Annotated in this window: 13 protein-coding genes; 6 read left to right on the top strand and 7 right to left on the bottom strand. The window is 72.4% G+C overall.

What is annotated here, in order from left to right; all coding sequences use genetic code 11:
- Window positions 1-3: 3 nt before the first annotated feature.
- From hydA to AB0J57_RS27685, 5 genes are all read right to left on the bottom strand, one after another.
- Window positions 4-1,413, bottom strand: a complete 1,410-nt coding sequence (hydA, locus tag AB0J57_RS27705) for a dihydropyrimidinase (RefSeq protein WP_366131045.1) — start codon at window positions 1,411-1,413, stop codon at window positions 4-6.
- Between the two features lie 20 nt (window positions 1,414-1,433).
- Window positions 1,434-2,744 (bottom strand): aspartate aminotransferase family protein, encoded by a 1,311-nt coding sequence (locus AB0J57_RS27700; protein ID WP_366131044.1) that lies wholly within the window; start codon window positions 2,742-2,744, stop codon window positions 1,434-1,436.
- Window positions 2,744-3,586, bottom strand: coding sequence for a nitrilase-related carbon-nitrogen hydrolase (locus tag AB0J57_RS27695; protein ID WP_366131043.1), 843 nt, complete (start codon window positions 3,584-3,586; stop codon window positions 2,744-2,746). Before AB0J57_RS27695 ends, AB0J57_RS27700 begins: the two co-directional genes overlap by 1 nt.
- Window positions 3,587-3,759: 173 nt before the next feature.
- Window positions 3,760-5,121: a hypothetical protein gene (locus AB0J57_RS27690; protein WP_366131042.1), complete on the bottom strand. Its 1,362-nt coding sequence runs from the start codon at window positions 5,119-5,121 to the stop codon at window positions 3,760-3,762.
- A gap of 98 nt (window positions 5,122-5,219) precedes the next feature.
- Window positions 5,220-5,612 (bottom strand): PPOX class F420-dependent oxidoreductase, encoded by a 393-nt coding sequence (locus AB0J57_RS27685; RefSeq protein WP_366131040.1) that lies wholly within the window; start codon window positions 5,610-5,612, stop codon window positions 5,220-5,222.
- Between the two features lie 104 nt (window positions 5,613-5,716).
- On the opposite strand from AB0J57_RS27685, the gene AB0J57_RS27680 reads away from it, so the two are divergent.
- Entirely contained in the window at window positions 5,717-6,127 is a 411-nt protein-coding gene (locus AB0J57_RS27680) for a hypothetical protein (protein WP_366131038.1), read from the top strand.
- 98 nt (window positions 6,128-6,225) lie between these two features.
- Window positions 6,226-6,660, top strand: a complete 435-nt coding sequence (locus AB0J57_RS27675) for a cupin domain-containing protein (protein ID WP_366131036.1) — start codon at window positions 6,226-6,228, stop codon at window positions 6,658-6,660.
- A gap of 1 nt (window position 6,661) precedes the next feature.
- On the opposite strand, the gene AB0J57_RS27670 is transcribed toward AB0J57_RS27675, so the two are convergent.
- Complete coding sequence (locus AB0J57_RS27670) at window positions 6,662-6,913, bottom strand: helix-turn-helix transcriptional regulator (protein WP_366131035.1); 252 nt, start codon at window positions 6,911-6,913, stop codon at window positions 6,662-6,664.
- A 32-nt stretch (window positions 6,914-6,945) separates the two neighbouring features.
- On the opposite strand from AB0J57_RS27670, the gene map reads away from it, so the two are divergent.
- A complete protein-coding gene (gene map / locus AB0J57_RS27665) occupies window positions 6,946-7,713 on the top strand; it encodes a type I methionyl aminopeptidase (RefSeq protein WP_366131033.1) in 768 nt (255 codons plus the stop codon).
- A gap of 6 nt (window positions 7,714-7,719) precedes the next feature.
- On the opposite strand, the gene AB0J57_RS27660 is transcribed toward map, so the two are convergent.
- Window positions 7,720-8,577, bottom strand: coding sequence for a GNAT family N-acetyltransferase (locus AB0J57_RS27660; RefSeq protein ID WP_366131032.1), 858 nt, complete (start codon window positions 8,575-8,577; stop codon window positions 7,720-7,722).
- A 225-nt stretch (window positions 8,578-8,802) separates the two neighbouring features.
- Here AB0J57_RS27660 and AB0J57_RS27655 point away from each other — a divergent pair, with 225 nt between their 5' ends.
- Genes AB0J57_RS27655 through AB0J57_RS27645 form a run of 3 tightly spaced genes read left to right on the top strand, consistent with a single transcriptional unit; the run spans window position 8,803 to window position 12,439 of the window.
- Window positions 8,803-10,347, top strand: coding sequence for a solute carrier family 23 protein (locus AB0J57_RS27655; RefSeq protein ID WP_366131031.1), 1,545 nt, complete (start codon window positions 8,803-8,805; stop codon window positions 10,345-10,347).
- On the top strand, window positions 10,344-11,732 hold the full coding sequence (locus AB0J57_RS27650; protein WP_366131029.1) for an amidohydrolase family protein: 1,389 nt from the start codon (window positions 10,344-10,346) through the stop codon (window positions 11,730-11,732). Before AB0J57_RS27655 ends, AB0J57_RS27650 begins: the two co-directional genes overlap by 4 nt.
- Window positions 11,729-12,439 carry a sulfite exporter TauE/SafE family protein gene (locus tag AB0J57_RS27645; RefSeq protein ID WP_366131028.1) on the top strand — a complete coding sequence of 237 codons (711 nt, stop codon included), beginning with the start codon at window positions 11,729-11,731 and terminating at the stop codon, window positions 12,437-12,439. Before AB0J57_RS27650 ends, AB0J57_RS27645 begins: the two co-directional genes overlap by 4 nt.
- The last annotated feature ends 16 nt before the right edge of the window (window positions 12,440-12,455 follow it).

Here is a 12,455-nt window from a genome sequence, read left to right as displayed (position 1 = left end):
CTCCTAATCGAGGTACTGGCAGGTGGAGCGAGGGGTGTAGATGCCGTGCCCGGCGCGGCCGGTGTAGGTGCGCCGGTCGATGACGACGTGGCCGCGCGAGAGGACGGTCTCGACCTGTCCGGTGACGGTCTTCCCCTCGTACGCGGAGTAGTCGACGTTCATGTGGTGGGTGGCGGCGGAGATGGTCTGCGTGGCCGTCGGGTCGTACACCACGATGTCGGCGTCGGAGCCGGGCGCGATGGTGCCCTTCTTCGGGTGGAGGCCGAACATCCGGGCCGGGGCGGCGCAGGCGATCTCGATCCAGCGGCGGCGGCTGATGTGCCCGTCGAGGACGGCCTGGTGGAGGAGGTCCATGCGGTTCTCCACGCCGGGCAGGCCGTTGGGAATCTTGGAGAAGTCGCCTCGGCCCAGCTCCTTCTGCCCGGTGAAGCAGAAGGGGCAGTGGTCGGTGGAGACGACCTGGAGGTCGTTGGTGCGCAGGCCCCGCCACAGCGCCGCCTGGTGCTCGCGCGGCCGCAGTGGCGTGCTGCACACGTACTTGGCGCCCTCGAAGCCGGGCTCGGCGAGGTTGTCGGTGGACAGGAAGAGGTACTGGGGGCAGGTCTCGCCGAAGACGTCGAGGCCCTTGTCGCGGGCGGCGGCGATCTCCGCGACGGCCTCCTCGGCGGAGACGTGCACCACGTAGAGCGGGGGGCCGCCGGCGACCCGGGCGAGCTGGATGGCGCGGTGGGTGGCTTCCGCCTCCAGGAGCACCTTGCGGACCTCGCCGTGGTAGCGGGGGTCTGTCTCGCCACGGGCGAGCGCCTGTTCGACGAGGACGTCGATCGCGATGCCGTTCTCGGCGTGCATCATGATCATCCCGCCGTTGACGGACGCCCGCTGCATGGCGCGGAGGATCCGGCCGTCGTCGCTGTAGAAGACACCGGGGTAGGCCATGAAGAGCTTGAAGGACGTGACGCCCTCCTCCACCAGCAGGTCCATCTCCTTGAGCGAGGACTCGTTGACGTCGGAGAGGATCATGTGGAAGGCGTAGTCGATGGCGCACTTGCCGTCGGCCTTGGCGTGCCAGGCGTCGAGGCCGTCGCGCAGCGCGTGGCCGATGGACTGGACGGCGAAGTCGACGATGGTGGTGGTGCCGCCCCAGGCGGCGGCGCGGGTGCCGGTCTCGAAGTCGTCGGAGGCGAACGTCCCGCCGAAGGGCAGTTCCATGTGGGTGTGGGCGTCGACGCCGCCCGGGATGACGTACTTGCCGGTGGCGTCGATGGTCCTTTCGGCGGTCCACGACTCGGAGACGGTGGAGCCGTGGGCGGCGAGCGCGGCGACGCGGCCGTCCTCGATCAGTATGTCGGCGTGGGTCTCGTCGGTGGCGGTGATGACGAGGCCGTTACGGATGAGGGTGCGGGTGGTGCTCATGGGTTGTTCGCCCCCTTCGGCTAGATGGAGCGCAGGGCCCGTTCGAGGATCGCGGCGCCCTCCTCGGCCTCGGCGACGGTCAGGGTGAGGGGCGGGGCGATGCGGAGGACGCTGGTGTTGTGGCCGCCTCCCTTGCCGATGAGCAGGCCGCCTTCGCGGGCCGCTTCGAGGGCGGCGGCGGCTGCCTGCGGGTTGGCTTCGTCCGAGCCGGGTTTCACCAGTTCGATGCCGAGCATCAGGCCGCGCCCGCGCACTTCGCGTACGAGATCGGTGCTCGCCCCGATGGCGCGCAGCCGTTCGAGGAGCAGCCCGCCGACGCGCCGGGCGTTGCCCTGGAGGTCGTGTTCGAGGAGGTAGGAGAGGTTGGCGAGGCCGGCGGCCATGGTGATGGGCGAGCCGCCGAACGTGGAGATGGAGTTGGCGGCCAGGCAGTTCATCACCTCGGCGCGGGCGACGACGCCGCCGATGGACATGCCGTTGCCGATGCCCTTGGCGAAGGTGAGGATGTCGGGCGGGCCGCCCTGCCCGTGCGCCTGCCAGCCCCAGAAGTGCTCCCCGGTGCGGCCCCAGCCGGTCTGCACCTCGTCGGCGATCCACAGGATGCCGCGTGGGGCGAGGACCTCCCGGAAGGCGGCGTACAGCCCGTCGGGCGGGGAGGTGAAGCCGCCGACGCCCTGGATGGGCTCGGCGATCAGCGCGGCGACGTCACCGGTGTGCCCGAGCAGGTCTTCGAGGTCGGCGACGCACGCCTCGATGAACCGGGCGTCGGTCAGGTGCGCGTACGGGCCGCGGGTCCGGACGCCGCCGTGCACGTACAGCGTCTGGAGCGGGGAGAGGGTGGTCGGTGACCAGGCGCGGTTGCCGGTGACGGAGACGGCGGAGAAGGACCGGCCGTGGTAGCTGTTGCGCATCGCCAGGATCTGGTTGGTGCGGCGGTGGGCGGTGGCCAGCAGCAGGGCGGTGTCGTTCGCCTCCGTACCGGAGGTGGTGAAGAAGACCCGGGCGTCGGGGATGCCGGAGAGGTGGGCGATCCGTTCGGCGAGCTCCACCATGGGGCGGTTGAGGTAGAGGGTGGAGGAGTGGATGATCCGCCCGGCCTGCTCGGTGATCGCCTTGGTGACCTCGGGGAGGGCGTGGGCGGTCATGGTGGTGAGGATGCCGCCGAAGAAGTCGAGGTAGCGCTTGCCTCCGGCGTCCCAGACGTACCGTCCCTCGCCGTGGGTGATCTCGATGGGGTCCTGGTAGTAGAGCGAGACCCAGTCGGGGATGACGGCCTTGTGGCGTGCGTACAGGTCGGTCGCGTGGAGGTCGGTGGCGCGGAGGCCGGTCATCAGGGCTTCACCAGCCCTTCGTACGCGTCGGGGCGCCGGTCGCGGTAGAACGCCCACGTCTGCCGTACGTCGTCGATGAGCCGGAAGTCGAGGTCGCGGACGAGGAGTTCCTCCTCCTTGTCGGAGGCGAGGTCGCCGACGAACTGGCCGCGCGGGTCGACGAAGTAGCTGGTGCCGTAGAAGTCGTTGTCGCCGTACTCCTCGCGGCCGACGCGGTTGATGGCGGCGACGAAGTACTCGTTGGCGACGGCGGCCGCGGGCTGCTCCAACTGCCAGAGGTGGGAGGAGAGGCCGCGGTGGGTGGCGGAGGGGTTGTAGACGAGCTGGGCGCCGTTCAGGCCGAGTTGGCGCCAGCCCTCCGGGAAGTGGCGGTCGTAGCAGATGTAGACGCCGACGCGCCCGACGGCGGTGTCGAAGACCGGCCAGCCGAGGTTGCCGGGCCTGAAGTAGTACTTCTCCCAGAAGCCCCTGACCTGGGGGATGTGGTGCTTGCGGTACTTGCCGAGGTACGAGCCGTCGGCGTCGATCACGGCGGCGGTGTTGTAGTAGAAGCCCGGGCCGTCGATCTCGAAGACCGGGACGACGATCACCATGCCGGTCTCGCGGGCGAGGTCCCGCATGCGCCGGACGGTCGGGCCGTCGGGTACGGGCTCGGCCCAGCGGTAGTGCTCCGGCTCCTGGACCTGACAGAAGTACGGAGCGTTGAAGACCTCTTGGAAACCGATGACCCTGGCGCCCTGCCGGGCCGCCTCGCGGGCGTGCTCCTCATGCTTGGCGATCATGGATTCGGTGTCGCCCGTCCAGGTCGCCTGGACGAGGGCGGCGCGCACGATGTGGGACATGAGCTGCTCCTTCGGCACGGCGTCAGAGAGCCTCTACGCACGTAGACGGGGTGCGTAGGAAGCGAACGTAAGCCTCGTCACACCCCTGGGCAAGACCGCCGCCATTAACCGCCGGAGTCGATCATGTTTCGTACCCGAGTGGTCCACAGCGGGCGGCTTGCGCGGGTTGCCGATCAGGTCCCGACCAGGCCCGCGACGCGCAGGGCGTGCACCAGGTCGCGCTCGTGCGACGGGGACGTCGCGGCGAGCTCACGGGCGGCGGCCAGCAGGTGCGGCACCAGGCGGTGCGGGGCGTACGCGGCGAGGCGGGCGGCGTCCTCGGCGCTGCGGCAACGGACGAACGCGTGGACCAGCACCCGGGCCTCCTCGGCGCGGCCGCTCTCGTCGAGCCCCAGCACGGCGGCCGCCGTCTCGGCGGTGGGCCGGGCCACGCCCTGGTGCAGCAACTGCCGGGCGTCCTGGTCCCGCCCGGCGGAGGTGAGGGCCCCGACGAGGTCCACGAGCCGCTCGGGCGTGAGGGAGGCGGCGGCCTCCCACAGGAGGGTGGCCCAGTCGGGGCCCAGGCCGGCCCGGTCGAGCTCGGCGGCGAGCAGGGGCAGGTGGGCGGCGGGCCAGGCGGCGGCCTCGCACAGCAGGGCGTGCGCCTCACCGCTCCGGCCTTCGGCGCGGAGGCGGAGGAGGGCGTTGACGGTGTGGTGGGGGGCGGGGTGGGGAGCGGCCTCGTCGGGGGCGGTGTGGGGCGGGTGTTCTTGGTGGTGTTCTTGGTGGCGTTCTTGTCCTTGTTCCTGCTCTTGGTCTCGTTCCCGTTCTCGTTCCTGGTCGGTGACGCCGCCGAACCGGGCCCCGCGCGGGACGGAGACGGCGGTGGGCAGGTCGGGTACGGGTTCCGGGGCGGGGGCGGGGGCGGGAGCGGTGTCCGGGTGGCCGTCGCCCTCCTCGAACCAGGCGTACCGGGCGCCTCTGGGGCGCTTGCGCGCGGGCGGAGCGGGAGCGGGCGGAGCGGGAGCGGGCGCTTCGGGCAGGGCGGCCAGGCGGACGCCCAGCTCGGTGATCCGCGCGGTCGCCCTGGCGTGGTCGTCGCGCACCCAGGCGAGGTCGTGGGCCAGCCGTTCCGCGTCCGGTGAGCCCTCCGGGACCGTCCCCAGCAGGGCGACCAGCTCCTGGCCGCGCCGGGCCGCGCCCGCCTGCTCGCCCACCATCAGGGCCAGCCGTTCGCGCAGCGCCTCCCGCCCGCCCGGGCGCCGGTCGTGGGCGGCGGCCGCGGCCTCGTGCAGGTCCCGTGCGCGTACCGTCTCCGCCCGTACCGTCCCGGAGTCCGGCGCCGCTTCGCCGCGCGCCGCCGCGAGGTCCTGGAGCAGCGCCTCGACGACGTCCCAGGGCGGCACCTCCGTGCCTGCGAGGCAGGCCCGCATGCCGTCGGGGTCGCGCTGCCGGAAGACGCCGTACCACCCGCCGCCCTCGTCGAGCAGCGCGACCAGGCGTCCGAGGTAGCGCGCGAACGCCTCGACCTCCTCGGGGAGGTGATGCACCGTCATGTATGCCCCTGCCCACAGCCGTATGGCCGGACCGGCCGACCGGCCGACTGGAATCCTCCGGTCCGGAGGCATTCGACCTCAGCCGTGTTACAGCCGGGCTACAGGAGCTTTTCGGGCGGGAACTTCACGGCGATGCCCACGTGCGGCCGCTTGCCCCGCCGCGCCAGCGCCGCCGGCAGGTCGACCAGCCAGAACTGCAAGCCGTACTTGCGGGCCAGCAGCTTCCGTACGCCCTTGAGGTCGTCCAGCAGCCGCGCCGTGCCCTCGGCGCGTACGGCACCGTCCGCGACCCGTCCGCGCACGTCGCACGCGGTGACGACGACCCGGCTGTCGCGGCGCAGCCGCTTGACCTTCCAGGAGTCCGCGCGCGTCCAGACGTACAGTTCGTCGCCGTCCACGGCGTACCAGACCGGCGTGGCGACCCCCGTGCCGTCCTTGCGGAACGTGGTCAGGCTGACATAGCGGCCGTGCCGCAACCCTTCAGGTATCACGGCCGCGACCCTACGCCCTCGACCCGGTCCCGTGCGCCCAGTAGGGGTTGCCCGGATCCACCGGTGTGGGTTCGGGGCCGGTCCGGGGCGGGCACGTCCCAGTCATGACGCGCCCCTGCCGCATCCCGCCGGACCGGGACCTGGAGGTCACCAGGACCGTGTACGCCGTGGGGCGGCGCCTCGGGGTCTCGGAGAAGGTCATGCTGGCCGCCTTCGAGGCGGGCTGGGTCGAGTCGCACATGAACAACCTCGACTGCGGCGACAAGGATTCGCTCGGCGTCTTCCAGCAGCGCCCCAGCCGGGGCTGGGGGACGCCCGAGCAGATAAGGCGGGTCCCGTACGCGGCGCGGCGGTTCTTCGCCCGGGCCGTCGAGGTGGAGCGCCGGTCGCCCCACCTCACCGCGGGCGAGACGGCCCAGGAGGTGCAGCGCTCGGCCCACCCGGACCGGTACGACGAGGCGGAGCCGAAGGCGCGCGCCCTGCTGGCGGAGGCGAGGGCGGGCGTGTTGCCGTAACGGCAACAACGGTTGGCGCTGCGGGGCGCGCGTCGCAGCCTGGTTCCGGTCAGGGCCGGCGAGAAGTCGGACCCGTCGAGAAACCGGGAGGCCGCACGATGACCGCGCACGAGAGCACCGGAACCGCACGGGGCGCCGGTGACGACGCGCCGCTGAACAACCGCGTCCACCACGTCCGTGCCGGCGAGTTGACCGGGCACGCCGCCATCAGCGGCGGCACGGTCGGTTCGAGGAGGCTCTGGATGGGCCTGGTGGAGAACCCGCCGCTGAGCGCGACGGACAACCACCATCACGGGGATTCGGAGGCGGGGATCTACGTGGTGAGCGGCCACCCCGTGTTCGTCTACCACGACGGCACGCAGGAGGTACGGCTCGCCGGCGGCCCCGGCGACTTCTTCCTCGTCCCCCCGTTCGTGCCGCACCGCGAGGAGAACCCCGACCCGGACGAGCCCGCGGTCGTGGTGATCGCCCGGACGACGCAGGAGCCGGTCAAGGTCTCGGTGCCCGAGCTGTACCGACTCGACGAGCGGTGACTCAGGAGGACACCAGCGCGCAGCGGGAGACGAGGTCGTCCATCGAGAGACCCAGTACCCCCGCGAGGGCGGCGACGGTGAAGAAGGCGGGCGTCGGGGCACGGCCCGTTTCGATCTTGCGGAGGGTCTCCGCCGAGAGACCGGCGGCCGCGGCGATCTCGACCATGCTGCGCGGGCCGCGCGCCTCGCGGAGCAACTGCCCGAGACGTTCGCCGCGTTCGCGCTCTTCGGGGGTGAGGGGGGTTCGGACCATGACCCCATACTAATACCGGTATAGTAATTGGCATGGTGGAGATCAAGACCGACGCCTCCCTGGACGCCATGCGCGCCTCCGGCCGGGTCGTCGCGGAGGCACTTGAGGCGGTACGGGCGGCGGCGGCCCCCGGCGTCACACTGAGCACGCTGGACCGGACCGCGCGCGAGGTGCTGCGCGAGGCGGGCGCCGGGTCGCCCTTCCTCGGCTACCGCCCGGAGTGGGCGCCGGTGCCCTTCCCGGCGGTGATCTGTACGTCCGTCAATGACGCGATCGTGCACGGCATACCGGACGGTTACCGGCTGCGGGACGGCGACCTCGTGAGCGTCGACTGCGGCGCCCTCCTGGACGGCTGGGCGGGCGACGCGGCGATCAGCCTCACCGTCGGGCGGGCACGCCCGGCGGACACGCGGCTGATCGGCACGGCGTACGAGGCGCTGGACGCGGGTATCGCGGCGGCGGTCGTCGGCAACCGCATCGGCGACATCGCGCACGCGGTCGGCCGCGTGTGCCGCGCCGCCGGGTACGGCATCCCGGACGGGTTCGGCGGACACGGGATCGGGCGGCGGATGCACGAGGACCCCGGCGTCCCGAACGAAGGCCGCCCGGGTCGCGGGATGCCGCTGCGGCACGGCATGGTGCTGGCCATCGAGCCGATGGTGATCGCCGGCGGCGGTGACGACCACCGCACGGCCGAGGACGGCTGGACGGTCCGCACCTGGGACGGCAGCCGCGCGGCGCACGTGGAGCACACGGTCGCGATCACGGACGAGGGGCCGCGCATCCTGACGGCGCCGTAGCCCCGGTCAGTACAGGATGGACGTCAGATACGCCCCGGCCGGCTCGTTGTAGAGGCCGATGGTCATCAGGCTCATGAGCTGGTGCACCTTGAGCCCGTTGGCGAGGCACCACTGCAGCAGGGCGCTGTTGCGTGCCGGTACGAGGATGCCGGGGCCGCCGAAGGCGGGTGCGGCGGCGATGAGCGCCCGGATGTCGTCGGTGCTCTCGCCGACCGCGTGGGCGAAGAAGGCCAGGTCCGTCGCGTATCCGGTGATCCGCCCGTCGTGCTCGGTCACGCGGGCGGTGCCCGCCTTGAGCGCGTCCGCGAGCTCTCCGCCGCGGTCCACGCCGTGGACCCGGCGGCACAGGTCATTGCAGGCCGCGAGGTCCGCGTCCGTGGCCGCCCGCACCTCGTACCCGGGCACGGCCCCGCCGATCGGCGGGCCCTGGAGGCAGGCCAGCGTCTCTTTGAACTCGAACCCGAGCCCGGCGTACAGCGCGAACGACCGGCAGTGGTAGCCGCTCTGCAACAGCCGGATGCCCGGCGCCTGCCGCTCGGCGGACCGCTGCATGACATCGAGCATGAGCCGACGGCCGATTCCGCCGTTCTGTACGGCGGGGTCGACGGTGATCGGCCCGACACCGGCGATGGCCGAACGCTCGTCGAGGCAGTTGCTGCCCACGATCCGGCCGTCGAGTTCGGCGACGACCGTGTAGAACCCGGGGTGGTCGAACACCATCCGGAACATCTCGGTGGCCGTTTCGGCACTGACCATGTCGGAGGAGTACCCGTGCTCGCGGGCGATGCCGTCGAAGGCCTCGAAGCAGATCCTGCCGCATTCCTGGGCGTCACCCGGCCTTCCGGGGCGCAGTACGAGAACCACGATCGCCTCTCCTTCCGGCCGACGGCCCGACGGCCACGGCCCACCGGGGCCCTCTTTCCATCAAACGTGTGCGCCATGCATGCGGCAATCCGGGCCGCACGTATCCCTTGACGCGCCCCCGGGGCACTCACATACTGGCGGCCAAATCGATTTGGCCCCAACGATTCCGCTCCCGTCTCGGGCGGGTCGCGGCCAAACCCGGAGCGAGCCGAACGGAGCTCGAACGTGTCCAGTCCCCACTCCACGCCCCGCGTCCCGTCCCCCGCGGGGTCCGACACCGACCCCGCGTCCGCCCACACCGTCACCGGTGCGGACACCCACGCCGACACCGTCACCGACGACCAGCCGGAGTCCGTGGCCTCTCCCCCGCACGGGCCCGACGACGCCTCTCCCGCCCCTGCCGGGTCTCCCGCCTCTCCCGTCTCACACGGGTCACCCGGGTCGGCCCACCCCGTGGACGAGTCCCGGCCGCTCGGGCGGATCCTGCTCTTCGGGATCCAGCACGTACTGGTCATGGCGGCCACGCCGATCTCGGCGATCTTCCTGATGAGCGCCACGCTCCGGCTCGACCCCGGCCTGACGGTCGACCTGCTCTCGGCCGCGTTCATCCTGTCCGGGATCGGGTCCCTGATCCAGTCCCTCGGCCCGTGGAAGTTCGGGCCCAAGCTGCCGTTCGTCATGTTGCCCGGGGGCGCGCCGCTCATCCTGTTCCTGGCCATCGCCGAGCAGCACGGGCTGCCGACCGCCACCGGCGCGGTGATCATCACCGCCGCGTTCTACTTCGTCGTGCTGCCGGTCTTCTCCCGGCTGCTGGCGTTCTTCCCCGCCCTGGTCATCGGCACGATGATCGTGATCGTGGGCGTCAACCTGGTGAAGGTCGGCGCCGTGCTCGTCACGGGCCGGCCCGGTACGCCCGGGTTCGCCGACCCCACCAACCTGCTCCTCGGCATGGCGACGATCGGCTTCACCGTCGCGTTCTACTGGCTGTTCACCGGTGTGCTGCGGCAACTCGCCGTCATGCTGGGCCTGATCGCCGGTACGGTGCTCGCCTTCGTCCTCGGCGGCGTCGACTTCGGCTCGGCGGCCGAGGGCGGCCTGCTGAACCTCCCCCAGGCCCTGCCGTTCGGTTCGCCCGAGTTCAACCTGCTCGCCGCGCTCCCGCTGATGCTCTACAGCCTCGCCTCCATGGCGGAGGCCACCGGCCAGACCGTGATCAACGCGGAGGCGGTGGGCAAGGACATCGACAAGCGCCAGGACGTGCCGAAGACCATCCGGGGCGACGCGCTCACCTCCCTGTTCGGCGGCTTCTTCGGCCTGCCGCTGATGGTGACCAGCGGCGAGAACATCGGCATCGTCCGCGTCACCGGCGTACGCAGCCGGTACGTCACCGCCGCCGCCGGGGTCGTCCTGATCGTCATCGGCTTCCTGGCCCCGATCACCCGGGCGATCAGCGTCATCCCGTCGGCCGTCGTCGGCGGCACGGCCATGGTGGTGTTCGCCGTCATCACGGTGCTCGGCGTGCAGATGCTCGGGCGGGCCGCGGAGCTGGACCGGCACACCAACACCTTCATCTGCGCCGTCGCCCTGGCCCTCGGACTGCTGCCCATCCTCATCCCGGGTGTGTACGGCGGCTTCCCGCCCAATGCCCGGATCCTCCTGGAGAGCGGCGTGGCCGTCGGCGCCACCACCGCTGCCGTCCTGAACGTCCTGTTCCACCACATCAAGCTGCCCCGGCCCCGTACCCGTACCCGTACCGAAAGTGACCGATGAGCCACCTGACCCCCGACCGCCTTCGTGCCGACGACGGCGACGGACTCCTCCTGGCCCCCGACGCGGTGCTCACGCCTGACGGGCTGAGGGACCACTACGCGGCCGTCGTCGCCGGCGACACCTTCCGCGCGGTCGGACCGGCCGAACGGCTTGCGCGGGAACACCCGCACCTCAAGCCCGTCCGGCTGCCCGGGCACGTCCTGATGCCCGGCTTCGTCGACGCCCACCACCACCTCACGCAGAGCTTCGGCGCCGCGCTCGCCTTCGGGGAGCCGTCGGAGATCTTCCGCCGCGTGTGGGTGCCGCTCGAAGGCGCCCTGGACGAGGAGGCGGTGTACGTGGCGGCGAAACTGGCCGCCCTCGAATCGCTGCGCGGCGGGTTCACCACGGTCGCCGAGGCGGGCACCCGCGCCTCGGTGGACGTGGAGGCCGTGGCCGCCGCCGCCCGGGACGCCGGCATCCGCTGCGTACTCGGCCTGGTCTGCAACGACGTGGACGGCGACTCCGACACGACGCTCGCGCACGCCGAGAAGCACCTCACCCGGTACGGCGCCGAGGAGCTGATCCACCCGTCCCTCGCCGTGTCCGTCCCGGAGGCCGCGACCGCCCACACCCTGCGCCGCACCGCGCGTATGGCCGCCGAGGCGGGCGCGGTCGTCCAGATCCACGTCAACGAGCATCTGGCCGGCGTGGAACGCTCGCTCGTCCAGCACGGGCTGCGACCCTTGGAGTATCTGCACGAAATCGGCGCCCTGGGCCCGCAGTTGCTGGCCGCGCACGCCACGCTGGTCACGCCCCGCGAGGTCACACTGCTCGCGGACAGCGGGGCCGCCGTCAGCTACAACCCGGTCGCCAGCGCCTGGAAGGGCAACGCGGTGGCCCCCGCGACGACGATGGCCGAGCGCGGGGTCCGGTTCGGGCTGGGCACGGACGGCACGCGGGGCGACGGGTTCCGGCTGGCCGACGCAGCCGAGTTCGCGCAGCGCCTCGCGTACGGGCTGGCGACCGGCGACTCGTCGTGCGGCGCCGGCTGGACATGGCTGGACCGGGCCGCCCGGGGCGGCGCGGACGCGGTCGGGCTCGGCGGGCGGACCGGCCGCGTCGCCGAGGGCGCCGCCGCGGACTTCCTGCTCGTCGACGTGTCGGCGCCCGAGACGGCGCTGTCCTGGGACCTGCCCTGGGAGCTGGTACGGCGCGGCAACCGCGACCAGATCAGCGCCGTGTTCGTGGCCGGCCGGCTGCGGCTGTGGCGCGGGTGGCCGACCGACTGGGACGGCCGGGCGCTGGTGCGGCGGGCGGCCGAACTGGCCCGGGAGGTCATGCTCCGGGCGCCGGTGACCCGCGTCCACCCCACGTCCGGCGACGCCTGGGCGGCCTGCTCGTGAGTACGGAGACGATCGTCGTCCTCGCCGTCACGGTCGCCGTCGCGGCGTTCGTCCAGGGCGCGAGCGGTCTGGGCTTCGCCCTGATCGTCGCGCCCGTGGCGGGACTGCTGGACCCGGGCCTGGTGCCGGTGTTCGTGCTGGCGTCGATGATCCCGCTCAACCTGTACGTCGCGTGGCGTGAGCGTGCCGCGCTGGACCTGCGCGGCGCGGGCTGGATCACGGCGGCGCGGCTGGCGGCCACGCCTGGCGGGCTGATGCTGCTGTGGGTGATCCCCGACCGGCGGCTCGGCCTGTTCGTGGGCGTGGCGACGGTACTGGCGGCGGTGGTGAGCCTGGCCGCGCCCGCGTTCACACCGGGACGCGGCGCCTATGTGGGCGCGGGCGTGGTGACCGGGCTGACGGAGACGGCGACGGGCGTGGGCGGCCCGCCGCTGGCGCTGGTGTACCAGCACCGCCCGCCGGCGGAGCTGCGCGCCACGGTCGCCGTCTGCTTCCTCGTCGGCGAAGTGGCCTCGCTGGCCCTCCTGTTCGCCACGGGGCAGGGCAGCGCCGCCCAGCTCGGGTGGGCCGCCGCACTGCTGCCGGCCCTGGCCGTCGGCGCGTGGCTGAGCAAGCTCGTCCACCAACGGCTCGACGCGCGCCGGATGAGGCTGTTCGTGCTGGTCTTCGCACTCGTCTCGGGAACGGGGCTCATCCTGGGCCTGTGATCATCCTGGGCCTGTG

Source organism: Streptomyces sp. NPDC049837 (genome assembly GCF_040674455.1).
Classification (GTDB): Bacteria; Actinomycetota; Actinomycetes; order Streptomycetales; family Streptomycetaceae; genus Streptomyces.
Note: the sequence above shows the minus strand (reverse complement) of the source record. Positions and strands in the feature narration are given on the sequence as shown.